General features: G+C 67.2%; 20 protein-coding genes. 7 read left to right on the top strand and 13 right to left on the bottom strand.

The annotated features are described in order from the left end of the window. Positions 1 to 41: 41 nt before the first annotated feature. From ACOVRJ_RS01005 to ACOVRJ_RS00990, 4 genes are read right to left on the bottom strand one after another with little or no spacing between them, the layout of a single operon-like run. Entirely contained in the window at positions 42 to 749 is a 708-nt protein-coding gene (locus ACOVRJ_RS01005; RefSeq protein WP_422042046.1) for a sulfite exporter TauE/SafE family protein, read from the bottom strand. Beyond that, the gene (locus ACOVRJ_RS01000) at positions 733 to 2,019 is read right to left on the bottom strand and encodes an NADH:flavin oxidoreductase (RefSeq protein ID WP_422042045.1); all 1,287 of its coding nucleotides are present in this window, start codon (positions 2,017 to 2,019) and stop codon (positions 733 to 735) included. The genes ACOVRJ_RS01005 and ACOVRJ_RS01000 overlap by 17 nt, the downstream gene beginning before the upstream one ends. Before the next feature lie 9 nt (positions 2,020 to 2,028). Beyond that, positions 2,029 to 2,448 (bottom strand): hypothetical protein, encoded by a 420-nt coding sequence (locus ACOVRJ_RS00995; RefSeq protein WP_422042044.1) that lies wholly within the window; start codon positions 2,446 to 2,448, stop codon positions 2,029 to 2,031. A gap of 17 nt (positions 2,449 to 2,465) precedes the next feature. Next, the gene (locus ACOVRJ_RS00990) at positions 2,466 to 8,378 is read right to left on the bottom strand and encodes an amino acid adenylation domain-containing protein (protein ID WP_422042043.1); all 5,913 of its coding nucleotides are present in this window, start codon (positions 8,376 to 8,378) and stop codon (positions 2,466 to 2,468) included. A gap of 290 nt (positions 8,379 to 8,668) precedes the next feature. Between ACOVRJ_RS00990 and ACOVRJ_RS00985 the strand changes: the two genes are divergently transcribed. After that, positions 8,669 to 9,526: a thiopeptide-type bacteriocin biosynthesis protein gene (locus ACOVRJ_RS00985; RefSeq protein ID WP_422042042.1), complete on the top strand. Its 858-nt coding sequence runs from the start codon at positions 8,669 to 8,671 to the stop codon at positions 9,524 to 9,526. 50 nt (positions 9,527 to 9,576) lie between these two features. Here ACOVRJ_RS00985 and ACOVRJ_RS00980 read toward each other — a convergent pair whose 3' ends face one another. Together ACOVRJ_RS00980 and ACOVRJ_RS00975 are read right to left on the bottom strand one after the other, a co-directional pair. Next, positions 9,577 to 10,290, bottom strand: coding sequence for an autoinducer binding domain-containing protein (locus ACOVRJ_RS00980; protein ID WP_422042041.1), 714 nt, complete (start codon positions 10,288 to 10,290; stop codon positions 9,577 to 9,579). Positions 10,291 to 10,434: 144 nt separating this feature from the next. Next, the gene (locus tag ACOVRJ_RS00975) at positions 10,435 to 10,809 is read right to left on the bottom strand and encodes a DUF4902 domain-containing protein (protein WP_422042040.1); all 375 of its coding nucleotides are present in this window, start codon (positions 10,807 to 10,809) and stop codon (positions 10,435 to 10,437) included. A gap of 154 nt (positions 10,810 to 10,963) precedes the next feature. Between ACOVRJ_RS00975 and ACOVRJ_RS00970 the strand changes: the two genes are divergently transcribed. From ACOVRJ_RS00970 to ACOVRJ_RS00960, 3 genes are read left to right on the top strand one after another with little or no spacing between them, the layout of a single operon-like run. After that, positions 10,964 to 11,620: an acyl-homoserine-lactone synthase gene (locus ACOVRJ_RS00970; RefSeq protein ID WP_422042039.1), complete on the top strand. Its 657-nt coding sequence runs from the start codon at positions 10,964 to 10,966 to the stop codon at positions 11,618 to 11,620. A gap of 54 nt (positions 11,621 to 11,674) precedes the next feature. Next, entirely contained in the window at positions 11,675 to 12,478 is an 804-nt protein-coding gene (locus tag ACOVRJ_RS00965; protein ID WP_422042038.1) for a GAF domain-containing protein, read from the top strand. A 13-nt stretch (positions 12,479 to 12,491) separates the two neighbouring features. Further along, the gene (locus tag ACOVRJ_RS00960; protein WP_422042037.1) at positions 12,492 to 13,613 is read left to right on the top strand and encodes a sterol desaturase family protein; all 1,122 of its coding nucleotides are present in this window, start codon (positions 12,492 to 12,494) and stop codon (positions 13,611 to 13,613) included. Positions 13,614 to 14,121: 508 nt separating this feature from the next. On the opposite strand, the gene ACOVRJ_RS00955 is transcribed toward ACOVRJ_RS00960, so the two are convergent. From ACOVRJ_RS00955 to ACOVRJ_RS00925, 7 genes are all read right to left on the bottom strand, one after another. Beyond that, positions 14,122 to 14,328 carry a hypothetical protein gene (locus ACOVRJ_RS00955; RefSeq protein ID WP_422042036.1) on the bottom strand — a complete coding sequence of 69 codons (207 nt, stop codon included), beginning with the start codon at positions 14,326 to 14,328 and terminating at the stop codon, positions 14,122 to 14,124. Positions 14,329 to 14,532: 204 nt separating this feature from the next. Then, a complete protein-coding gene (locus ACOVRJ_RS00950; protein WP_422042035.1) occupies positions 14,533 to 16,149 on the bottom strand; it encodes a hypothetical protein in 1,617 nt (538 codons plus the stop codon). Beyond that, on the bottom strand, positions 16,149 to 17,684 hold the full coding sequence (locus ACOVRJ_RS00945; protein WP_422042034.1) for a TniQ family protein: 1,536 nt from the start codon (positions 17,682 to 17,684) through the stop codon (positions 16,149 to 16,151). The genes ACOVRJ_RS00950 and ACOVRJ_RS00945 overlap by 1 nt, the downstream gene beginning before the upstream one ends. After that, positions 17,662 to 18,606, bottom strand: coding sequence for a TniB family NTP-binding protein (locus ACOVRJ_RS00940; protein ID WP_422042033.1), 945 nt, complete (start codon positions 18,604 to 18,606; stop codon positions 17,662 to 17,664). Before ACOVRJ_RS00940 ends, ACOVRJ_RS00945 begins: the two co-directional genes overlap by 23 nt. Continuing rightward, positions 18,606 to 20,555 (bottom strand): Mu transposase C-terminal domain-containing protein, encoded by a 1,950-nt coding sequence (locus ACOVRJ_RS00935; protein ID WP_422042032.1) that lies wholly within the window; start codon positions 20,553 to 20,555, stop codon positions 18,606 to 18,608. Before ACOVRJ_RS00935 ends, ACOVRJ_RS00940 begins: the two co-directional genes overlap by 1 nt. Then, a complete protein-coding gene (locus tag ACOVRJ_RS00930) occupies positions 20,552 to 21,262 on the bottom strand; it encodes a hypothetical protein (RefSeq protein ID WP_422042031.1) in 711 nt (236 codons plus the stop codon). The genes ACOVRJ_RS00935 and ACOVRJ_RS00930 overlap by 4 nt, the downstream gene beginning before the upstream one ends. A gap of 183 nt (positions 21,263 to 21,445) precedes the next feature. Further along, a complete protein-coding gene (locus ACOVRJ_RS00925) occupies positions 21,446 to 21,880 on the bottom strand; it encodes a helix-turn-helix domain-containing protein (RefSeq protein WP_422042030.1) in 435 nt (144 codons plus the stop codon). Positions 21,881 to 22,170: 290 nt separating this feature from the next. On the opposite strand from ACOVRJ_RS00925, the gene ACOVRJ_RS00920 reads away from it, so the two are divergent. From ACOVRJ_RS00920 to ACOVRJ_RS00910, 3 genes are all read left to right on the top strand, one after another. Then, entirely contained in the window at positions 22,171 to 22,572 is a 402-nt protein-coding gene (locus tag ACOVRJ_RS00920) for a MerR family transcriptional regulator (RefSeq protein ID WP_422042029.1), read from the top strand. Between the two features lie 150 nt (positions 22,573 to 22,722). Beyond that, positions 22,723 to 22,896 (top strand): hypothetical protein, encoded by a 174-nt coding sequence (locus ACOVRJ_RS00915; RefSeq protein ID WP_422042028.1) that lies wholly within the window; start codon positions 22,723 to 22,725, stop codon positions 22,894 to 22,896. Between the two features lie 34 nt (positions 22,897 to 22,930). Continuing rightward, positions 22,931 to 23,036, top strand: a 106-nt coding sequence (locus tag ACOVRJ_RS00910; RefSeq protein WP_422042047.1) for a type I restriction-modification system subunit M N-terminal domain-containing protein, incomplete at its 3' end; no start/stop codon positions are given.

The raw sequence follows: 23,036 nt of genomic DNA, 5'->3' as shown, positions 1-23,036 counted from the left end.
CGGGGCTCACAGCTTCGCAACACTATCGTTAATTTACGCAATTAGACACTAGCAGTCAGCCAGGCGGCAAGGTGGTAGTCGATCTGTCCATGGGCGGCGTAGAAGGCGGTGCCGACCGTGGAAATACACATCGCGGCCAGATAGGCCGAGCCGATGCTCGAGCGCATCGGTTGTTGCAGCAGCATGCGAGACAGTGCCGCGATGGGCGTTGCCCCACCCAGCCCGAAGGCACCGCAGAAGCCGCCGACGACCATGCCCATCGACCCACCGGCCACCCGGTGCAGGGCCGGTGAGATGAGCGGGCTCGGCACCGCCGGCCCGCGAGCGGACGGCCGCAAACGCCGGGCCAGACGCAGCAAGCCGAGGGTCGGGATGATCAAGACCACGATACCGAGCATCGGTGCGAGAACGCGATGCGGCACACGCTGCGAAAACAGCGCGCCGATCAAACACCCGGCCGCCCCGGCGATGCCGGTGATCCAGCCGTAGTCCTGCACGACGTTGCCGCGCCGCCAGTGCCCGATGCACGCGAACAGGCTGATCAGGCACGACACCAGCATGGCGGTGCCGATGGCGGTGGTGGTGGGCAGCTGGGCAACGCTCAGCAGGATCAGCACAAACAGCGGCCCGCCGACGTTGCCGACCACGCCCAGCGCCCAGCCCGCCGCGACCAGCGCGAGGAACGCCGCCGCAGCCGATGCCGCCGACGCAGCGGCGCCGGCAGCCGACAGCTCAAGCAGCGCGGGCATGGCCAAGCCCCTTTTCGCGCGCCATCATGATGGCGCGCTGCGGCGCCACGTCGGGGTGGAAACAATCGACGGCGCGGGTGCCTATGCGGGCCAGGCAGGCGCTGCAGAAACGGCATTCCGTGACCGGCTGCTGCTGATGGACGTGGCGCACCAGGTAGGGGTCGGCGATCATCGCGCGCGCGATGGACACCGCGTCACACTGCCCGGCCTGGATGGCCTGCGCCATGGCCTGCGGGTCGCTGAAGCCGCCCACCGAGATGACCGGGATCTTCAGCGCCCGCTTGAACTGTTCGGCATAGCAGAGGTTGAAGCCCTGACGGTGCGGCCACAGGCGGTTGCTCAGCGCCGCCAGGATGCCCTTGGACAGGCGCATGCTCCGCTGCTTGCCGGGCGGATACTCGCGCCCCACGCCTTGGTCGAGCAGGGTGTCGAAAAACAGATCGAAGTTGCCGCGAATCGTGGGGAACCCCGATTCGTAGTGCCCGACGCTGATCTCGATGCCATCGAGGCTCTGGTCCTCGAGCACCCGGGCCACGTCCACCAGGGCCGGTGTGTGCAGGCCCTTGCGCAGCGGCAGTGCATCGTCGCCGTTGAGCTTGAGCAGGATCGGGAAGCCGTTGCCGACACGCTCGCGCGTGGCTTTCAGGATGTCCACCAGGATGCGCAGCCGCTTGTCGAAGCTGCCTCCGTAGTCGTCGCTGCGTCGGTTGGTGTAAGGGGTGAGGAACTGACTCAGCAGATAGCCCTGTGCCGCGTGGATCTGCACGGCGTCGAAACCCGCGCGCTGGCAGCGTTCGGCCGCCTGCGCGAAACCCAGGACGAAGGCGCGGATCTCCTCCAGGCTCATCGCGCGCGGCCGGATGCCCGAGAACTTGTCCGACACCGCCGACGCCGACACTGGATCGTCGTTGGCCGCCGGCTGGAACACCTGGCGCCCGGCATGCGAGAGTTGCGCGCAGATCTTCGCGCCGTGCCTGTGCGCCATCTCGGTCAGGCGCCGCATGCCGGCGATCTTGTCGTCGTCGTCGGCGCCGGGCATTCGGTGGTAGACCTTGCCCGAGCGCTGGGTGTAGAAGTTACCGGTGACGATGAGGGGCGTTCCCGCCTCGGCATACGGCTCGTAGAAGGCCACGAGTTCTTCCGTGACGAAACCGTCGACCGTGCTCATCGTCTCGGTGGTCGCGGTCTTGACAATGCGGCCGGGAATCGTCATTGCGCCGATGCGAAGCGGCTCGAAGAGCATGCCGAGTGGGCTTTTGGGCTGGTTCATCGCGACTTCCTAGATGAGCTTGTTGCCGGTCTTCAGCAGCCGGACGAAGTAGTAGACGAACAGGGCGCCGAACACGAAGTCGCCGACGACGACGACGAGCGCGTTCGCGTTGGCCAGGCCGGCAGCGTGGAACTTCAGCATCTGGACTCCGAAGCCCAGCTTGCCGATGCCGCCGAGGATGACGATTCCGGTGTGACGCAGCGGGTTGAGGGCGACGATCAGGTAGCCGAAGAAGTAGGTGAAGGTCGTCCCGGTCGCCCCCCGAAACACCGACAGCAACACAGGGTCGTCCGCGCTGCGGTCGAACAGCAGTCTGAACGCCAGCTCCGGGTTGAAGTAGCCGAGCACACCTCCGCACAGGTTCCAGACCGCGGCGGCGACGAACATCGCCCGGAAGAACCGCAACTCGCCAGCCGTCATGCTGTTCATGGCGAAGCCCCCGCGCTTCAAGCCGCGGCCGCCAGCACGGCAGGGTGGCCGGCACCTGTGGTGGCTGCCGTGCCCGCCAGGCTGCGCGCGACGTGCTGCGCCAGCTCCGGGTCCTGCATGATCGACCAGTGGTCGCCATTGAGCGTGATCGACGACACCACCTTGCTGGCCAGCAGGTCGGACCAGTCGCCCACGTAGTTCTCGAATGCGCTCAGCGAAGCGCGCACCAGCACCGTGTGGCGCGGGGCGATGCGCTCGGGCCGGATGCCGCGGGCGTTGTACAGATTGGAAATCGCGACCCTGCAGTAACGCTCGCGCTGAGCGGGCGCGTCGCCTGCCGCATAGCCGAGGAAGCGGTGGAACTGTTCGCGCACCGGCTCGGTGTCGTTGGCAGTGAAACCGAAGCGCCGGCCGAAGCGCTGCAGCAGTTCGCCCAAGGCCGAGTCCTCGTACAGATCGTCCAGCCCGCCGATGCGGCGCGAGCGGATGAAGTCCTCGAAATCGCGCGGCACACGCGGTGCTTCGGCGTCGATGGAGATGAAGGTCTCGACCTCGTCACCCTCGCGGATGAGGCGCTGCGCCACCGCAAAGGCCACCGTGACGCCGAAGGACCACCCGCCCAGCAGATACGGGCCCGTCGGCTGCACCTCGCGGATCTGGCGCACGTAGGCGCCGACCATCTCGTCGAGCGAGTCGAAGCAGGCCTGCCCGGCGCGGAAGCCGCGCGCCTCCAGGCCGTAGACGGCATTACCCAGGCGGTAACGCTCGCACAGCACACGTTGCACGTTCTCGGCCAGGGTGTGGAAGCTGGCGAGGTGGCCGCCCAGGCCATGCACCATGAAGAGCGGCGGCAGGCTGGCCTGCGGCGCGAGTTGTGTACGGGACGCGGCGAAACGAACCAGATTCGAGTCCGCCGAGGCGGTGTCGCCGCCGCCGCGAATCGCCGCCAGCAGGCGCGCCACGGTCGGGTGTTCGTAGACCGTGCGCACCGAGATGTCGCTGCCGAACTCGGCATTGACCTCGCCCACCAGCGACATCGCCAGCAGCGAGTGGCCGCCCAGATCCATGAAGGCGTCGTTCAGGCCGATGCCGCCGATGTCCAACAGCCGCTCCCAAATCGCCACCATGCGGATCTCGTCCTCGCTCACCGGCGTGGCGAGGTCGTGGTTGCCGAAGAGATGCAGCTCCATCTCGGCCAGCGCGCGCCGGTCGACCTTGCCATTGGGGTTGACCGGAATCTCCGGCAGTTGCGCAATCAGGTTCGGCAACATGTAGCTCGGCAAGGCCGCTTCCAGCGCGGCGCGCAGGCCGGCCGCAGGCAGCACCGCTTCGCTAGAGCTGAAGTAGGCGACGATCTTCTTCTTGGCGTCGCTTTCCTTGACGATGACCGCCGCCGCCGTCACGCCCGGCTGCGCCGCCAGCAGGCCCTCGATGGCGCCGAGCTCGATGCGATAGCCGCGCACCTTGACCTGGCTGTCCGCACGGCCCAGGAACTCCAGCTCGCCGTCATGCGTCCAGCGCACCAGGTCGCCCGAGCGGTACAGCCTGCCGCTGCCGCCGCGCGCGCCAAAGGGGTCGTCGATGAAGGCGCGCTCGGTCAGTTCCGGGCGTTGCAGGTAGCCGCGCGCCACCCCGGCCCCACCGATGTAGAGCTCGCCGGTGCAGCCGATCGGCACCGGGTTGAGTGCCTCGTCGAGCACTCGCACGGTGGTGTTGGCGATCGGCCGGCCGATGGTGATGCATTGGACATCGCCTTCCAGCCGGGCGATCGTTGCGGTGACGGTGATCTCGGTCGGTCCGTAGGTGTTGAGCAGGGGCAGGCTCGGGTTGGCGGTACGCCAAGTGCGGTATTTGTGCAGATCGGCCGCTTCGCCGCCAATGCCGACCATGCGCACACCCAGCCGCTCCAGGGGCAGCCCGGCGATCGTGTGCCAGAAGGCCGTCGAGCACTTGACGATCGTCACACCCTGAGCGCGAATCGCGCCCTGGAAACGTTGCAGGTCGACCAGTTCTTCCTTGTCAACCATCACCAGCGTGGCGCCGCTGAACAGCGTCGGGAAAACCTCTTCGACGAAGGAATCGAAGTTGACGGTCGAGAACTGCAGCATCGTGTCAGCCGGCGTCAGCTCGAAGGCGCGCATCAGGGCGTGGTTGTGATTGACCACGCTGCGGTGCTCGACCATCACGCCCTTGGGCTTGCCCGTGGTGCCCGAGGTGTAGATCACATAGGCCAGGTCGTCGGCGGCGGCCTTGGCATCGACCGCGGCCGCCGCCGTGTCGAGCGCGCCGTCGGCTGCGGCGGCCCGCATCTCGGCCTCGTCCAGCACCAGCAGCGCATCGGCGTGCTGCGCCAGCTGGGCGGCCGAGGCCGCATCGACCACGATGCTGGCCGCCTTGCTGTCCTCGATCATGAAGTCGAGCTGCTGCACCGGGTAGGTCGGGTCCAGCGGCACGTAGGCGCAGCCGGCCTTGAAAATGCCCAGGATGGCGGCAATCAACGCCGTGCTGCGGTTCACCGACATCCCGACTTTGTCGCGCGGCGCCACACCCGCCGCACGCAGGCGGCGCGCCACGTGTTCGGCCTGGCGGTTGAGTTCGCGGTACGACGTGGTGACGGCGTGGAAACGCACCGCCGGGGCATCCGGTGTCGCGTGCACCTGGCGCTCGAACAGCTCGTGCAGGCAGGCCTGGGCAGGGAACTCGGCCGCGGTCTCGTTCCACTTCTCCATCTGCGCCAGGTGCTCGTCGAAGCTGCGACCGTCGGGCGTGGGCAATGCGCCGCGGCGAACCAGGAAGTTGACGGTCTTCTCGAACCAGCTGTCGATGAACTTGCGCTCCATGCGCGCGAGCACCTGCGGGTCCATGCGGCTCCTGAAGTTACCGCTGTCGTAGTAGGACTCGATCTTCGGCGTCGGGTCCTCGAACAGCCGGATGATCAGTTGGCGATAGGAACGGCACTGCTCGTCCCAGCGCTCGGCAGGCACGGCGCGCAGCCTCTCGACGAACTCGGCCCGGCTCAGTTCGTCGATCCTGTAACCCATGCCGCGCAGTATCGCGACGATGCGCTTCATGTCGATGGCTTCCTTGGACTGGCTGGTGACGTTGAAGCTGGTGTTGTCGCAGCGGTCGACCAGCGAGGCCATCGACTCGGCCATGAGGTCGACCGGGATCACGTCATGCAGGTACTCGCCCTGCGGGTAACAGCCCAGCGTGAGCAGGATGCGCAGCATGATGTTCAGGCCGTCATTGACCTTCGTCTTGCCGCTGGCCAGGTGCCCGCCGACCCAGACCAGGCGGTAGATGTTGCAGGCCACACCCTCCGCACGCGCCAGCACGCAAAGCTCTTCGCTGACGTATTTGCTGAGGTCGTAGCCGAAGTAGCGGTTGATATCCGCCGGATCGATGCGGTCGCTCTCGTCGAAAACCGTCTTGTCGGCCTTCAGCGGAGAGAAGGTGCTGGTGCTCGTGTAGTGGAACTCCTTGCGCCGGCCGGTGCGGGCCAGCGCCAGCAGTTGCCGCGTTCCTTCGACGTTGATCGCCTTGATGCCCTCATAGGGCAGCCAGTTGTTGACGTGCGAGCCGATGTGGAAGATGCGGTCGACGTTGCGCGCGACCCAGGCGTACTCTCGTTCGCTCAGGCCGACACGCGGCTTGCCGAGATCGCCGCAGACCAGATGCACGCGGCTGCGGTCAATGTCGGCCTGCAGGCCGAAGTACGCCACCGCCTCGTCGAACTTGCGCTCGATCGCCTGCTGCGAGACGCCGCGCACGGGCAGAACGAAGCGGTCGCTGCTGCGCTTCATCATCGCCTGCAGGTAGTGCAGGCCGAAGAAGCCGGTACCGCCGGTGATCATCGAGATCCCGGTGCGGCCTTGCAGCGATTCGTCGATCGCGGGCGGCGGCAGATGGATGTCGGCGGCGACGTCGGGGCGCTCGTACTCGGCGCTGCGGTAGAGCCAGCCGGCAATCGTCGGGTAGCGGAACAGCAGCTCCATGGGCGCGTCGAGCCTGCTCGACAGCTCGAGCATCGTCAGCGACGACCCGCCGAGCTCGAAGAAGTTGTCGTTCAGCCCGATGCCTTCGACCGGGATTTGCAGCACCGCCGCCCAGGTGTCGGCCAGCATGCGTTCGGCGTCGGTGCCCGGCGCGACGTAGGGCGTGCTGCGGGCTGGCGCTGCGCCTTCCACCGGCGTTGCGCCGTCGAGCCGTCGATCGAGAAGCGGCGTGAAGCCACCGTCCTGCAGGGTGCGACGGGTCAGCCGGCGCTGGACCTTGCCGCTGGTCGTCGTCGGCAACTCCTTTGGCCGGATCAGCACGATGCGGTCGAGCTGCAGTTGGTGGTCGGCGTACACCGCGGCACGCGCGGCGGCCACCACGACCGCGAGCGCGCCGGCATCGGTGGTGGTCGCACCTGCCACCAGCACCAGCTGTTCCCGGCCCGCCTCTTCCATCGAGAAGACCGCCGTGCAGCCGGCTCGCAGATGCTCGATACCGGCGAGGCTCCACTCCAGGTCTTCGGCGTGGTAGTTGCGGCCACGCACGATCACGATGTCCTTGATGCGGCCGGTGATGTGCACCGCGCCGTTGCGGATGAAGCCGGTGTCGCCTGTGCGCAGGTAGCGGCGCGGGCTGCCGGGGAGCGTGGCGTGGAAGGTCTCGCGCGTTTCTTCGGCGCGGTTCCAGTAGCCGGCGGCAACGCTGGGGCCGCTGACCCAGATCTCGCCTTCCGCGCCCTCGGGCACTTCGACTTGGCGCTCGGGATCGACGGCGGCCACGACGTCGCAGGGTTGCGCGGTGCCGGAGCTCATGGTGCCGGTCTCGGAGTCGGCCACGGGAGGCAGGTTGTCGCGGGTGCCGCTGACGATCAGGGTCGCTTCGGCCAGGCCGTAGACGGCCTTGTGCGCCTGCGGGTCCAGGCCAAGGGCCGCGAACTTGTCGTGGAAGCGCCGGATGGTGGATTCGCGCACCGGCTCCGCGCCGTTGAAGGCGACGCGCCAGCAGCTCAGGTCCAGGCCAGCCACGTCGTCGAGCGCGATCTTCTCGCTGCACAGGTCGTAGGAGAAGTTGGGCCCGCCGCTGTGCGTGGCGCGGTACTTCGCGATCGCGCGCAACCAGCGCGCCGGCCGCTGCATGAAGTGCAGCGGCGACATGAAAATCAACGGGAACCCGGCGAACAGCGGGTGCAGCACGTTGCCGATCAGGCCCATGTCGTGGATCAGCGGAAGCCAGCCGACGCCAACGCTGCTGTCCGAACTGCCATAGATGGCCTGGATCGAGCGCTGGTTGGCCATCAGGTTCGCGTGCGTGACCATCACGCCCTTGGGCGTACCGGTCGAGCCCGACGTGTATTGCAGGAAGGCGACGTGGTCAGCGGCTATCGTGCGCTCGACGAATGCCGCCTCGCTGCCTTGCTCCAGCGTGTCGGTGCAGATCCATGGCACGCTGGCCAGGCGATTGCCGGCGCTGACCGCAGCCGAGCCGGCATCGGCCAACGGCTTGCCGGCCATGGACGCGGTCTTGTCGAACAGCTCGCGGGTGGTCAGCACGGTGCCGACTTCGCAGTCGGTGGCGATGGCGTTCACGCGCAGCGCCATCTTTCGCGAGGTGGGCGGGTAGCTCAGCACCGCGGTGGTGCCGGCATAGAGGCAGCCGAAGAATGCCACCACGAACTCCAGGCCCTGCGGGTAGATCAGCAGCACACGGCCGCAGGCCTCGTCCGCGCTACCGGTCTGCAGACGCGCCGCAACCCGGCGCGCCTGGCGATCGAGCTCGCTGTAGCTGATCGGCAACTCGCGGCTCTCGCCGTCTTCGAGAAAGATGTAGGCCAGCTTGTCGGGTGTGGCCAGCGCGCGGTAGCGCAGCACTTCGACGAGTGTGGATTCGTGGGCCAGGGCGACGGTCTGGGCGCCCTTGTCGGTGTTCATCTCCATCTTCGCTCCGTGTGGGGCGCCCTGCGGTCGCCCAGGTGGTCGTCGGTCAAGGCCTTTTGGCGCTAGGGCCATCGGTGTGGAGCGAACGATAGTCACTACGGCCGGGCCGCGCAGCTCACAGAACTGCTAGTCGTTGAAGTGCATGTGTGCCGGCCTGCGGCGGCATCGCGAACTGGCAGTTCTGTGAGCTGCGCGGCCCGGCCGTAGTGACTACCGTTCGCTTCACCTGCGTCTCGGTCCACAAGGCTGTGCAGCCAGGGCATGGAGACCCGTTCCGCACATGCACGGCCATGACCATGCTTCCCACCGACGCCACCACCGCCCGCTGGGTCTACGTCAAGCTGTACGGCGACCGCGCCGTCGAGCACATGGACAGCCTGCTGGTCGCGTGGGCCGACGATCCCGTGCTGACCGAGCGCGCCGAGTCCTGGTTCTTTCTGCGCTACGTCGACGAACGCGGCGTGCACGTGCGTCTGCGCGCCCTCACCCGCGAAGGCGACGACCGCGACGGCCTGATGCGCGCCCTCGTCGAGGCATGCACGGCGCGGGCGACGGCGGCGTGCATCGACATCCACGCCGTCGAGGACCGCTACGCGCCCGAGACCGGGACCTACGGCGCTCGCCCCGGCATGGACGCAGCTGAACGCTTGTTTCACCGCTCGTCGCGGCTGGCGGCGCAGGTACTCGCTCTGGAGGAACGCGGCCTGCTGTCTCGCAAGGATCTGCTGCCGGTGCTGATGCAGGATGCCGCGGATGCCTTCGTGCCGCGTGCGGAGCACGCCGGCTTCTGGGCCGGGTTCGGCGACTGCTGCCTCCACGGCCGCTCACCCGCAGCCGCGGACTGGCGCCGATCCCGTGCCGCCGCGGGCCGCGAGCCCGCCGCGGGCGGCATCCGCATCGTGGCCGCGCACAGCCGCCTCGGCGAAGAGGCGCGAGCCATCGTCGCGGCCTGGCGCGCCGCCCTCGGGCAGGCCGCGGTCGACTATGCGGCGCTAGGACGGCCATTCAGGATCCGCCCCGAGATGCTGGCCTTCAAGACCGCGCACCTGATGAACAACCGGCTCGGCCTGGCGGCAGTGGAGGAGGCCTATGTTGCAGCGCTGCTGGAGCTGCAGGCCCAAGGCCAAGGTGTCGGGGCCCTTGAATGAGCCGCGTCACTCCGCTGGGCAGGACCCCGTCCGAAGCGGGATGACGGCCTTCACGCCAGCAGGCCGAGCAAGGCGGCCCGCACCGCCGCCGCGGTGCGGTTGTTGGTGCCGAGCTTGTTGCAGGCATTGCGCACGTGGAAGTTCACGGTCCCTTCCGACAGGTTGATGATCTGGGCAATGTCGGCCGAGGTCTTGCCATCGCAGGACCAGCGCAGCACCTCCAGCTCGCGCTTCGAAAGGACCGGATCCGTGTCGCCGCGCAGCGAGGCGCTCCAGTGCCGGCTCATGCCCTCGTGGCACAGGTACGACAGCCACTGCACCCGCGCCTGCTTGGCCGCGAATTCCTCGCGAGCGATCTCGGGATCGGCCCGCGCGCAGGTCAGCAGACTCACCATGCCGGCGGCGTCGCGCCGGGGCTGGGCCCAGCCATGAACCAGGCCGCGGGCCTTGGCTTCCTCGCGCATTTCCGGGCACGTGGCGAACAGCGCATCGGACCAGAGCAGAGGCTCGTCGCTGACGATGGCGTGGGCCACCGTGGGATCGCAACGCAGATAGCCTTGGGCCTCGTAGCGCCGCTGCCACTCAAGCGGGTAGTTGCTGCACCACAGAACGCGCGGCGCCACCAGCGGCATGGGCGCCTTCATGCCGAAGGAGCAGAACGCGAAGCCGAGCCGGGCCACTTCGGCAACCACGGTCTGGAAGGTCTCGTCCGTGTTGGTAGCGCTGACGATGAGCTGGAGCTGATCGGCCTGCCAAGACTTCATGCCGTTCCTCCCTCGGATGCCCACATGGCGACACGGATGTCACATAGTTGACAAAATTTTAGCAGCCGCGGCGGCTTGTGGAGGGCCGGAACGCTGAGATGGGAACACTCACGTTCCCACCGGGCCGGTGTGTTCCAGGGCGGCTCAGCCGCCCTGGAGCGCCCGCAGGACCACGGGTTGCCATGGGCAGCGGGAGATGGCACCGATCACGGCCTCCACCGTCTGGCGTTGGCCGCAGTCCACGCCGCGATCATCCACCAGCATCACGTTGGTGCGCACCGAGTGCCTGTCGAGCATCAGCGCGCTGGTATCTCGAACCGTCCAGTCCCAGCCGATCGAGACATCGGGGCGCACATGTCCGATCCACTCCGTGTAGCCGCGAACGGAAGGCAACAGCGAAGCCGCCTCGCCGCTGTTGGAAAGCCGAGCTTCGCCATCGTCCACATCGACGGCGGACTCTTTGTGCGCAAGGGGCAGATCCCGGAGCTCGGCAGCGCTGAGGCGAACGAAGAAGTCCACAGGAGAGTCTTGATGAACGCGAGATTCAGATTGTGGTCACAACCAAGTCTAGGGGATGACCCAGGCGAGGCAGGCTGGCGAATCTGATAGTTGCCGGCCGGTCGGGGCTGGCGTGAAATCCCACTCAGTTCGCAAGGTATCCGGAGGCGACCAGATGACGATCCGCCGATTCGATGATCAGTCCCTCTTCCAGGCGCTCCGTGCCGAAGTCGCACGCTACCGCCACGAGGTTTTCGTCCGACTCCTGAAATGGGAGCTGTCGTGCGCCGAGGGCTACGAGCAGGACGAGTTCGACCGACCGGGCGCCGTTCACCTGGTGGCGACGGGAGAAGACCAGCAGGTCAACGGCTACGCCCGTTTGCTGCCCACCAGTGACACCTACCTGCTGGCCAAGCACTTTCCACAGCTGCTCAACGGCCGCGCCGCGCCGTGCTCCCCCGATGTCTGGGAACTGTCGCGCTTCACTTCGGCTGCGGTGGGAAGAGCTGGTTCGGCCGACCCCGCCTCCCAAACGCGCGTGGGCAAGCGGCTCCTGCTGGAGGCGGTTCGCCATGTGGCGGAGCAAGGCGCACGGGACATCGTGTTCTGCACCACGGTGGCCATCGAGCGACTGGCTCAACGCTGGGGTGTCGAGATCCAGCGCATGGGCCCACCTCAACGCAGCGCTGCCGGCCTGCTGGTGGCGGCCCAGATCCGCTGTTCGGCCTGCACCATGGACGCGCTTGCGGCCGAAGATACAGGCATTCCATCTGCTCCGCCGGCGGTGGTGACGTTCCAGCCCGCGGGGACCCTTGTCGCCAACGCGGCCTGAGGCGCGCCCGTTCGAGCCGTCAACCCGTATTGCATGCGCCTGAAGGGCTCCCGGATGTTGAACGAAACGCTTGAACACCTCATCGCCGACGCCGTGGCTCCCGGCCATGCGCCGGCCGAAAGGCACGCTGCGCGCTCGTTGCCCGAAGCCCTGCTGGACGTGATGGAGCTGCTGGCGCAAGGCGCGCCGCAGGGCGACGAGAGCGGTTCGCGGTTGGCGACGCTGCTGGCGGCGATGCTCGAGGCCGACTTCTGCTGCGTGGTCGTGCGCGACCGCGGCGCCAAGGACCAGCTTCGTATCGGTTTCGCGGCGCCGGAGCGGCCGCTGTCGATCGCGGCCCGCCGCGCGCTGATTCGCGGCAGTTCCGTGGTGCGCCAATTGCTCGCCGATGGCGCCGGCCACGCCGGCGCAGAGCCGATGCGCGAGACCCGCGGCGGGCGGCACATGCTGACGGTGCCGGTGACCATCGACGGCATCGTCGACAGTGTGCTGCACCTGCGCCGTGACGGCCCGAAGGCGATGCCCTTTTCCGATGCCCAGGCGATGCTCGCGCGGCTGGTCGCGGTGCTGGTCGGCGACGCGCTGCACCTGGCCCGCCTACGCGGCCTGCTGCGTTCGAACTATGCCCAGCTGGCGTTGATGCAGGGCGGGCCGGGCGGCGCCGTGGGCGGAGCCACTCTGCCGGTGCCACTCGCCGATGCCGACGGCATGGCACGACGGATCGCCGCGTCGTTCTACCGGGAGCTGCGCAATGCCGGCTTCGACGAACGCCGCATCATCGCCGCAGCCAGCGAGGTGATCTCGCATCTGGGCGAGGATCTGCGGCTGCGCCGTTCGACGCGCGCGGCGGCGTCGTAGGCCGCACACCGCGATGAAAGGAGCCCAGATCGTCGCCCTGGCCATGCCCGTGTTCATAGTCTTGATCGCACTGGAGTTCGCGGTCGGGCTCAAGCGGGGACGCAACACCTATCGTCTGGCCGACACGCTCACCAGCATCGGACTGGGCGTGATGAACCAGGTCACTGGCGTCTTCGGGCGTCTTTTTCGGATCGGCATCTACACCTGGTTGTTCGAGACTGTGGCGCTGCTCAGGTTGCCGACCGACTCGGTGTGGGTCTGGCTGGGCGCGCTGCTGGCCTACGACTTCTGCTACTACTGGCACCACCGTGCCGGCCATCGCTTGGCAGTCTGCTGGGCCGCGCATGTGGTGCACCACCAGAGCGAGGACTTCAACCTCGGCACCGCGCTCAGGATCACCAGCAGCGGCTTCCTGTTTGGCTGGGTGTTCTACGTGCCGCTGGCCGTGGCCGGCGTGCCGCCGGTGGTGTTCGCCATCGTGGCACTGATCGACTTGCTTTACCAGTTTTGGGTGCACACGCAACAGGTGGGCAAGCTCGGCTGGTTCGACCGCTGGTTCGTGAGTCCGAGCAACCACCGCGCGCACCATGCCGTCAACGAGCGCTACCTCGACAAGAACTACGGCGGCATCCTCGTCGTCTGGGACCGTCTTTTCGGCAGCTTCGTCGAAGAAAACGAGGCCGAACCAATCGTCTTCGGCACGCGTGCGCCGCTGCAGCGCTGGTGCCCCATCATCGCCAACTTCGATGTCTATCGCGGCCTGGTCGCCCACAGCTGGCACGCGTCGCGCTGGGTCGACAAGCTGAAGGTCTGGGTCCAGCCGCCTGGCTGGAGGCCGGCTGACGTGGCTGCGCGCTTCCCGCGGGCCGAGTTCGACATGGCCAAGGTGCGGCGTTTCGAAACCCAAACGCCTCCTGCCTTGCAGGCTGTCGCGGTGGTTCTGTTCCTGCTCGTGTTGGGCGCAACCCTGGTTTTCCTGTGGTTCGCCCACACGCTGCCTTTCCACCTGCGTGCTGCGGCAGTGGCGGCGCTGGTCCTTGTGCTGTGGTCTATCGGCCTTCTGCTCGAAGGCCAGCAAGCCCGTTCCCGTTCGGCCGCCGAAGCGCGGATCCCCGACGGCCGCGCCACCCTGTAGCCGACACCACGCGCACGCGGCGCAGGCCGAGGATGTCGAAGAAGTCGAGCCTGAGCAACAGCGCCCGCTCGGCGCCCGCGGCCTGCCACTTGCGCGCAGAGCCGGCTGCGCGGGTGCGGATCTCGTTCCAGCTCAGGGGCGTCAGGCCGAGTGCGGGCAAGCGGCTTGAGCAACTGTGCCGCCATACGACGCGCCCGCGCGATCGGACGAATGCGTGCAACTCAACGCTCCTCAGGCAGGTGGAGTTGAAGCTCAGGACCCCGTCTCGCGACGGGACGACGCATGGGGTGATGAAGGTATCGGAGCGCATGCAGCGGATGGAGGCACCGGTGCGCCGGCTGCAGCTTCACCGGCCTGGCCGGCCGGACAGCCACCTGTGGCCAGAGACGGCTCCTGGCCGGGAGCCGCCCATCGCTCACACGCCGGAGGCCAGTCTTTCGCTGGAGCGGGCTCCTGGATGCCTGCCGCACTTGCCCACGTTCAGTGGTCCACAGTCGCCACGCGCCTGTCAACGCTCGTCGCGCGAGACCCGATCTGCAAACGTCTCCACCGCATGGCTAACTGCAGGATCAAACACTCCCTGACCGAGGCGGTGGTCCTCTTCCATCAGCCGCTCGAAGTCAGGGCTGCCGAACTCGCGGCCAACAGCGGGGCTGCGATCCAGCAACTCGGCTTCACGCGCGGAGGCCCGCCGCCGACACATTGCCCGCTGCATTCGTTGGACCCTGGCGCGTTGCTTCCGTATTGACGTCACTCGAACTCCTTCACTGGGCTGCTGCCCGTTCAAGCGCTTCCGACCCAAGCCCACTGAGCTGGCTTGAACTGTATGGGTCTAGCTCTTTGCCGCCGCCCTGGACCACGGGCACATGTTGCAGTGCCCCTCCTTGCGCCTCGCGCCTCGATCTCTCCAGACGTCGGATCAATCGCATTGGAGGAGTCGACAAGACATTGGCTGCTGCGCTTCCGACGATGGGAGCACGAGTCGCGGCCTGAGCACGAAGTACTGCCTCCGCCCATCGACCTGCGGGCCGGTAACGACCTTCAGCCCAAGCTCCAAGGCCCACGGGTAGGCCTGCCGGGCGGCAACTTGGTGTTCGGCAGCCAGTTCCTTGAGCTTGCAGTACCGCGCGGAGAATCCAGCCAAGTCCTCCTGTGCGACAACGCGTTGCTTCCTGCGGCCGCGCTGACGCAGCACGCTGCCGATCAGCCCCGCCCTCACCAGCTGCGTCACAACCTCCTCCTTCGCGCCCAGCGCGGCGCCGACCTCGGGCAGGCTCAGGAAGCCCGACGCGCCTCGGGCCTGCTGCGCCCACCATGCCCGGACCTCTTCACGGTCGACCAGGAGCTCGCCGACCGGCGCCCCCGCATCGCCACGCAGCGTGCTGAGGTCGGCCCGCTGCAGTGCGCGGACAAACGCCACCGTTGCCTCGCCAGGGATCAGAAGCCGCATCGCTTCACCGAGCCTGCACAGGCCCGCCGGGATGACCCTAGGCAGCGACGCCCTGGCCACCGACGAGCTGAGCGCTTCGACGCTTGCCGCTTCCAGCCCGTAAGGGGTAGAGCGCAAAACCTCGCCGACAAGGTGGTCGACGCGGGCCGGCGACAAGCCCAACGCACGGGCAGCGGCCGCGCGAGAGATGCTCTGCCGTCTCTGCACCTGCTCATGCAGCACGCCCTGCGGCAACGCCACGACCCGTCTCCGCCGGCTTCGGCCATCGTTGTCCGACGTCCGACCTTTCGCCAGTGCCGAATTCACCTGCCGCAGCCCGATCCCGGCCTCGGCCGCAAGCGATCGCAGGGTGGGCGCAGGAGCAACGTTGCGACCGACGATCGGCAGTTGCGATCGTCTCGAGGCCAGGACAAAGGCCTGCGTCGCCGCTTCAAGGCGCTGCCGATCAGCAGCGCTGCGAACCGCCCGGATCTTGGCCATCAGGTGAGGCCACTCGGCGTTGAAGTTCCGCAGCCCACTGGTGCGCTGAACCGGCGCAGCTATCGCTTCCAACAACTCGAGCCAGCCTTCAGGCCACCGGCGCGCCGCCTCGTACCCCTGGGTAGCCAGCGCTGCCTTCAGCCGCATGTCCCGCGTGGCCGCCTTCTTTGCAGGGCGACAGCGCAGACCATGGAGCGACAGCGCTCCAAGCCAGCGCAGTGTCTCGAGCTGCCAATCGCCAGCGGCAACGGCGCTGGCAAGGCCAGCAGGAAAGCGCTGCGTGGGCTGCCTGGCGTGCGCCGCACCACAGGCACACCGGTCGAAACGCACGGTCGCCCAGGTCCACCGCCGGCCGCAATCAGCACAGCGGTCGACCAGCCACACGCCATGCTGCTCGCACCACAAGGCTTCACCGGTCCATGTTGCCTGCCAGCGGCCCGATGGCAGCGACAGACACGCCGGGCAGAGCTTCACCCGGCCCTTGGCCGCTGCCACGCGCGCGGTGTCGGCCAACCAGGCCGGATTGGCAATGCCATGCTCGAAAGCGAGCCTGAGCCAGTGCCCCTCGCGAGACTCACCGTCACTCAGGATCGGCCGCAGCAACATCAGAAGAGCTCCGCCTGGCCCGTGCACCGACGCCAGGACAAGCACTGAGCCCGGTGCTGACGCCAAAGCTGCGGCAACACATCAAGCGGTGCAGCAAGGTCGTCGAAGTCAGCATCCAGGCTGCTCGTGTACAGAGGCACGGCTCCGCTTTCCAGGGCATCAAAGAGATCGCGCACGCCCCGGACCGTGACGCGGGTGTAGAGGGCGGGATGCGAGAGCGCAATCGTCTTGCCGGTGCTGCGCTCGATCGGGATGGCACGGGCACGAAGCTTGGGCAACAGCTGGCCCACATTCGGCGACCACCGCCTATCGAAGCGACATGACGCGGTGGGTCCCAGCAGACCCGATCGCCGCAGCTGGATCCTGATGGCCCGTGGGGTAGCCCACTTCGAGGTCGGGCCCTCCGGGGCCGACGGGTGTGGCGTCCGCCCCAGAACCGCACTGCAGACGCTGTCCACGCGCTGGGTCTCGACGATCAGCGCCTTCCTTCCTGCGGCAAACCGGATCGGCTCAGGGAGGGCGCCCGGCCCCAAGAGTGCGCGCAGGCGGCTGGGGGTGATGCCCCAGCGACGGGCCGCTGCGATCAGCAACTCGTACCCCTCCAGGCGGGCGGCATAGGGCAAGCTCATGTCCTTGCCCCGACCCGGCGTGATTTCTCCGGCGGGTGCGACCAACTGCATCCAGGTGGCGAGCGGCAAGGTCGAGAGGATCGTGGGGTTGGCCTGCTCCGCTTGCAGCTTGTGCTCGAGGAGGAGGGCGGCAGCACGGCGATGGACAGGGTGCTTGAGGGCCTTCAAGAAGACCGCCACGTCCTCTTCACCAAAGGCCGGTGCCAACCCCTCCGCCGCGAGCCACGCCTGGGCGTGAGCGGCAGGGTGGTACTCCATGAGCGCCAGGTCGCGCCCCCGCCGGCTGCGGGCCACCGTCGTCAAGAGCCGCGCCCTGAAGATCGCCGCGGCCAGGGCCTCCGGCTTCATCGACGCGATCTCGACGGCCTCGGAAGGCCACAGCGGCCGGCCCCAAGACACCGGAGCGGCAGCGGTCCATGGCCCCGCGTCAGCGCAGGTCGGGTCGCGCCCGCATCGGCACTGTGCGCTGAGCACAGCGGTCAGGGTCAGCACTCGCCGGCAATGCACACAACGATCCACCAGTGGAGCCAGGTGGACGTGACAACTGATGTAGCGCTGCAGGCGCCATATCGCCGGCACGGATCGCGACACGCGCAGGCATGCGGGGCAAGCCTGCACGCTCTGACTCTGCAGGCGCAGCTCCTCCCTGGGCAAGCGGTGGCCACAGAGCAGCGCGCTGCTGTCGCCGTCGGCGGCCAGCTCGCCACGCCTGGCGACGTCAGGATCGAGACGTTTCGCCACCGCCTGAAGCTGACCTTCGTCGCTGGTGTTGCCGCGCTGATCGATGGCGTTGGCCATCGCCGTCCGACAAGCCCATGACCGAGTCCACTCGCCAGGCAGTCGAGCGGGTCGGACGAGCAGTGGACTGCGGCAGGCAGCCGGGTCAACCACGTTCAGGCGCTGCATACGGCTCTCCCGGGTTGACCAAAGGGAAGCCGTTGAACGCACCATCGAACGGATTCCGCTCCAGCGGCGCCTCCTGCCAGATCGCGCTCCTGAACGCCGCGGCGAGCGTCTCCAGCTTGATCGCTGGCCTGCTCATGCTCATGGCCAGGTCCACCGCGTCCTTGAGCAGATCCACGAGTGGCTTCAGCAGCCCGTTGGTGGCAACGAACATCTGGGGCAGCACGCCTTGGCCTGCAAGGTCCACCGTCTCGATACCGGCCAGCTCGTTGGAGAAGGCCTGCACCGCGCCTCTGAAGTCCGCGGCGCTTTCCTTGACCGTGAGGCTGAACGGCTTCAAGGTCCGGCATCGGTTGAAGCGTCGCCGGAGCTGCTCGTTCACCTCGAACAGCCGCTTCAGCCGGGGAATACCGGCCAGGACGAACGGGCGGCCCAGGAAGTCGACCACTTCCTTGAGCGCGTCGCCCACGAGGTAATGGGTGCGCTCCTGGCCGCGGTCGACCATGTGGCTGGCCTCGTCCATGACAATCAAGCTCACCCCGCACGCGTTGCACAGGGTCAGCAGCTGGTGCTTGAGGCCCTCGATGCTGCCTTTCGCAGGCAGCTCGGGGTCCAAAGCGCAGATCAAGGCTTCCAGGATCCTGCGCTGCGTCGGCGTCGCCGGCATGCTGGCCAGCAGCACGGGAACCAGTGTTCGATCCTCGGTCTCCACACGGGGGTGCTTGCTCAGGAAGTGCTCGAGCAGGCAGGACTTGCCCACGCCCGAGCTGCCCAGGATCACCAGGTGCCGGGCCGGGGCACGACGGACCCCGGAGTCCAGTGATCGGTCCAGCTCTACCAGCAGCTGCTGCACCTGCGTGAAGAGCATGAAGTTGGCATCCAGGGCGTCCTTGATGCCTGCAGCGGTTCGGGGTGCTGCTGCCATCAAGCCCTCCGATTCCGGGTCGCCGCAGAGACCTTCACAGGTGCCTTGTCGAACAGGCCTTCCGCGAACTGCATCTGCGCTGACGGCTTGGGGCCGCTCTTGGGCGGGCGCCTGACCTGATCGCTGTTGATCTGTTGCAGGCGCGAGGCCTTCTGGTGGTCCTTGATCTTGCGGGTGGCATGCAGCTCCTTCGACCGCTGGCGGATCAGAGCCTCGCCTCCAGCCACTGCCAGACTGTCATGCGAGCCGGCCTCGCGTCGGGCTTTGCGCACAGCGGCGTCCTGCTCGATGCTGAGCCCAGAACGTTCCGGCTTGATGTTCGCCACCTTGAAGTACTCCTGGCTGAACTCATCCAGCACCAGGATGCTCCCGACGTCTCCTCGGCTGTACCTCACCTTGACCCTGGAGCCGGCGGGCAGCATGCGCCGCAGCGCGCAGAGCCTCTCGCTGGAATACCGGTTGTTGTTGATCGTGATGCCACCTTTGCCCAGCGCCGAGTTTGCGACCTCGCTGAGTGCCAGGTCGATCTGCCCAACGCCGAGCGACAGGTCGGGGGGAAAGCGCTGCGCCGACTCTGCCCAGACATCGACCGGGGTGCACCCGTCGAGGCCCGAGTGGGGCCGGGCGTGGTAGACATCGACGATCCACACATGAATGAGGCGCTCGAGCTCTGCCAAGGTGAGGCACGCATCGTTCTGCAGCTGCTCTCCTTCCCGCGCGCTGACACGCGCCAGCGACGTCCCCTTCAAGGTGTGGATGAACCGGTGGTTGAAGGTGTAGAAGAAGCGCTCCACGTGGGGCTTGTCGTTCGGCATCATCGAGCCGCAAAACTCGAGGTTGATGCCCAGATCGAGCGCGGCGGCCTGCATGGACCCGCCAGCGAATTCCGACCCGTTATCCGCTAGCAGGATCGTGAAGCGGCCGTGACAGGGCCACTTGCCGCGCACCTCGGGATATCGCTTCGCGACGTAGGTCTTGGGCAGGAGCGCATGCCGGAGAGCCCCGAAGACAGCGTCGACGCCGTGCCCTGTGAGCGAGAGGAAGAAGCCCAGCACGCAGCGTGAGTACCGGTCCAACAGCAGTGTCAGCATGGGCCTGCCCGCCAGCTTGCCATCGTCATCGACAACCCAAAGATCGATCGGCGTGTGGTCGATCTCAGCAACCTCCAGGATGCGTTCAGTAGGGCGAGCCGCCACGGAGTCGCCGTAGTCCTTCTTCGCCTTCCGTGCACCGTTGCGCGCCAGCGAGACGTCGAAGGCGTACAACCTGGCCATCCTGGCCTGTATGGTGCGCAACGAGGGCATCTGGAGCTGCTCCGACGGCAGCCTCGACCGGTTCTCCGTCTCGATGGACAGCTCGACCGCATTGAAGACGCTGGTAGCCGTGGCACGCCGCTGACCCAGGTAGATGTCGTCGGCATGGCGCGCAACGATCGCCTCCACTTCCGGGGACATCCGGTACCGGTTCCTGCCGCCGCGCCGATCGAAGCGCGCCATCAGGCTCCTCGGGTCCTTATGGGATCTGGCCCAGACGCTGAGCCAGCGATACAGGGTCGGAACACTCGGTGGCTTGGCGATCTTGAGTTCCTGCGCCACCAGAGGAATCGTCGACTTCAACCTGTGGCGCGACTCAAAGGCCTTGCGACGGTCCAGGGCAAGCATCCACCGGGCTCGCAGCAGCGTGGCATCGCACCCCTTCTGGCCCAGACGCTCCATGTCCACCGTGGGCGCGGACCGCGACTGACCCAGTTGAACCGTGCCCCGGTAGGTGCTGCGAGTGATGACCAGATCGCCCAGGCGATACAGCTCCAGCAACTCGTCGGCATCGACCTCGCGGGTCTCACTCGTTGCGAGGTTTTCAACCAGCACCCGACCCTGGGTGATCCGCAGGACGCGGTGGTCCACGCCGCGCAAAGTGAACTCTTCTTCAACCTTGACAGGGGAGTTCATGCGCGCACCCCTTCCCACTGCTCGGCACGGGCCGCTGCCACGGTTCGCTCGAAGTCGCGGCTGAGTGCGCTCTCCAGCCTGCGGTCGCACTTAAGGCGGACGGCGTCAAGGTCCGCGGCGCCATACCCTGATGGCGCTTGACTCTCGGTGGGCTCCTGAGAGCAGTCTTCTTCTTCCAGCTCCGGATCGGCACCGCGGGGCACCTCGCGCTTCGGCAGGCCGAAGTGCACGGCATCGCGCAGAACACCGGCGTGCTGCGGCGTGGGGATGATGTCGATATCGAGCAGGAACCGCAGCTCCTGGCCAAGCTCGCGATAAAGACGCGCGACCTCGCGCATGCGGTCCAGCACGCTTGGATTGAGCAGAACGCGGGCTGGCTTGACCTCCACGATGTGCTGTACGCCATCGGCCAGGACGACGGCGAGGTCGGGGGTGTACCTCACCGCCGGCCGCGTGCTCAGCCGCAGTTGCGCGGGCTGCGAGGTGAACACCCGTACTGAAGGCGCCAGCTCCAGCAGCCTGAATGCGGCGAGCTCCAGCTGGCTCTCGTAGCACTGGGCCACCGGTGCCTTCAAGCTCGGAAAGCGGCCCCGGCTGCGCGCGCCGGACCGGCTGACGAGGCGCCGGGCCGCGCTCAGCGCCAGGCCGTGGGAGGAAGCGGTATCGACAGGCGTGGCGAAGCGCCAACCCGGAGGGAAGTTGTGCATGTTTGCTCCTGAAGCGGACAAGTTCTGGTCGCGGCTTCGGCCAACCCCGGCTGCTTGCCGGCTTTAGCCAACGCTGCGCCCTTGACGCCCCTCAGGAGCTCGTAGACACTTTGGTTTCCACGCCGGGTGCCTACGGGTTCCTGGGAAGCGACTGACAGGGTGACTGGTCGGTCGCTTTTTCTTTTACATGGTCTCCTCCTCGTGCTGCGGTGACGCGCCGCCCAGCGCAACGGCATGGGTCACGGCATCGACATGCCGCGCCAGCTGGCCGCAAACGGTGGCTTGCTGCCATGGGTTCAGGTGCCAAGCGCACTGAAGCGCCTGGCTCATCAGGGGGACAGCCTCCTCCATGCCTTCCTTGACCAGGTGAGCTACCAGACGGTCGTGCTGAGCCCAGCGTTGGAGCGCCAGCAGATCTGAAGGGCCCAGAGACAGCGCGGCCCCAAGGGCTGCGATCCGGTCTGCATCAGGCACGGGCCGCCGCCCCTTCTCCAGGCCACACAAGGCGGCCTGACCCATCTCGACCTTCTCGGCCAAGGTTTGCTGCCGCATGCCCGCCGCGAGCCGAAAGGCCCGCAGCGCCGCAGGGAGGCGAAGAAGACTCTTCTTGCTGGTCACCCGGCCATTATGAGACTTGCAAATGTCAATATGCAACGGCCCGCAGCACTGCCCGCCGCTGCGGCGAATCGCCAGCGGCTGCCTGTGGCTCACCCCGCCTCACAAGGCTGAACATCCCCAGGTTGCGCGCAGCCCATAGCTCCTCCATGGCCCTGCCTTTGCTGCAAGGATCGCCGCCACGATCTCGGCCGGCGCTCCCTAGGTGAGTCAGGGTTCAAGGTGGCGCATAGAGTTGCGCGGCCATCCTTTTATGACCATGAACGTGTCATATTTGCATAGAATGCAGGCCCATGGATCACGCCGTTCGGTACACCCTGTCGGAGTTCAGCCGGGCCTCGGGCGTATCGGTGCGGAACATCCGCGCCTACATCCAGAGCGGGGCGGTTCCTCGCCCCATCGGTCGAACGCGAGGCGCGTGGTACACGGAAGAGCACATGGCTGCGCTGAGGGCGCACCTCGTGCGCAAGGCCACGAGCGCCATGCGCAAGTCGGAGCCGGTGGTTGAAGCCACTGACGCCGAAGCCCTTCCGTCGTCACCCGCGGTCTGGGTCGAGTTGGCCCCGGACGTCAAGGTGCTGCTGCTACCCCATGTTCACGGCCACACGCAAGATCAGCTGCTCCACGTCGCAAAGCTGATGGCCTCGGTCTGCGTGCCCATCCTGAAGTCCGCTCCAGTGGACGCGCAAGCCTGAGCTCCGCGGCTGCAAGTCTTCATCTAGGCCTTCGGCCCGGTCTGCGTTCCCGAATCCCGCAGGGCCGGACTCCCGGTGTCGCCGGCACACCCGCCCGGGCGCGCCGCCGTTGGCGCGGCGCCCTTACCATCGAATGGCGGGGAGAGGCCAATGACACCCAGAGCAAGCGCACCGGTCCCAGCTCGTGCCGCCACCGACGGGCGCGTTGGCCCGATAGACCTGTTGCGCACCGACGACCTGCTGCTCGTGCGCCACGAGGCAGGCAACGGTTGGGCGCAGCGCCTGGCCTCTTCCGCAACTGGCGGCGGCAGCCGTCTTCAATGACGCCGTCGCATCGAACTGCAGCTGAAACCGCCCCATGGCCATCAAGAAGTCCGACCTCTACTCCTCCCTCTGGGCCAGCTGCGACGAACTGCGCGGCGGCATGGATGCCAGCCAGTACAAGGACTACGTCCTGTTCATGC

Origin of the sequence: Roseateles sp., assembly GCF_049240545.1 — a bacterium.
Classification (GTDB): domain Bacteria; phylum Pseudomonadota; class Gammaproteobacteria; order Burkholderiales; family Burkholderiaceae_C; genus Paucibacter_A.
This window is presented reverse-complemented; position numbering and strand designations above follow the sequence as displayed.

Excerpts from the sequence above, each read along its gene's own strand:
- ACOVRJ_RS00920 (WP_422042029.1), top strand. The coding sequence starts at position 22,171 with ATGGATCACGCCGTTCGGTACACCCTGTCGGAGTTCAGCCGGGCCTCG.
- ACOVRJ_RS00950 (WP_422042035.1), bottom strand. The coding sequence starts at position 16,149 with ATGTTGCTGCGGCCGATCCTGAGTGACGGTGAGTCTCGCGAGGGGCAC.
- ACOVRJ_RS00970 (WP_422042039.1), top strand. The coding sequence starts at position 10,964 with ATGACGATCCGCCGATTCGATGATCAGTCCCTCTTCCAGGCGCTCCGT.
- ACOVRJ_RS00965 (WP_422042038.1), top strand. The coding sequence starts at position 11,675 with ATGTTGAACGAAACGCTTGAACACCTCATCGCCGACGCCGTGGCTCCC.
- ACOVRJ_RS00940 (WP_422042033.1), bottom strand. The coding sequence starts at position 18,606 with ATGGCAGCAGCACCCCGAACCGCTGCAGGCATCAAGGACGCCCTGGAT.
- ACOVRJ_RS00985 (WP_422042042.1), top strand. The coding sequence starts at position 8,669 with ATGACCATGCTTCCCACCGACGCCACCACCGCCCGCTGGGTCTACGTC.
- ACOVRJ_RS00945 (WP_422042034.1), bottom strand. The coding sequence starts at position 17,684 with ATGCAGCGCCTGAACGTGGTTGACCCGGCTGCCTGCCGCAGTCCACTG.
- ACOVRJ_RS00955 (WP_422042036.1), bottom strand. The coding sequence starts at position 14,328 with ATGCAGCGGGCAATGTGTCGGCGGCGGGCCTCCGCGCGTGAAGCCGAG.
- ACOVRJ_RS00935 (WP_422042032.1), bottom strand. The coding sequence starts at position 20,555 with ATGAACTCCCCTGTCAAGGTTGAAGAAGAGTTCACTTTGCGCGGCGTG.
- ACOVRJ_RS01005 (WP_422042046.1), bottom strand. The coding sequence starts at position 749 with ATGCCCGCGCTGCTTGAGCTGTCGGCTGCCGGCGCCGCTGCGTCGGCG.
- ACOVRJ_RS00995 (WP_422042044.1), bottom strand. The coding sequence starts at position 2,448 with ATGAACAGCATGACGGCTGGCGAGTTGCGGTTCTTCCGGGCGATGTTC.
- ACOVRJ_RS00980 (WP_422042041.1), bottom strand. The coding sequence starts at position 10,290 with ATGAAGTCTTGGCAGGCCGATCAGCTCCAGCTCATCGTCAGCGCTACC.
- ACOVRJ_RS00960 (WP_422042037.1), top strand. The coding sequence starts at position 12,492 with ATGAAAGGAGCCCAGATCGTCGCCCTGGCCATGCCCGTGTTCATAGTC.
- ACOVRJ_RS00930 (WP_422042031.1), bottom strand. The coding sequence starts at position 21,262 with ATGCACAACTTCCCTCCGGGTTGGCGCTTCGCCACGCCTGTCGATACC.
- ACOVRJ_RS00990 (WP_422042043.1), bottom strand. The coding sequence starts at position 8,378 with ATGGAGATGAACACCGACAAGGGCGCCCAGACCGTCGCCCTGGCCCAC.
- ACOVRJ_RS00915 (WP_422042028.1), top strand. The coding sequence starts at position 22,723 with ATGACACCCAGAGCAAGCGCACCGGTCCCAGCTCGTGCCGCCACCGAC.
- ACOVRJ_RS01000 (WP_422042045.1), bottom strand. The coding sequence starts at position 2,019 with ATGAACCAGCCCAAAAGCCCACTCGGCATGCTCTTCGAGCCGCTTCGC.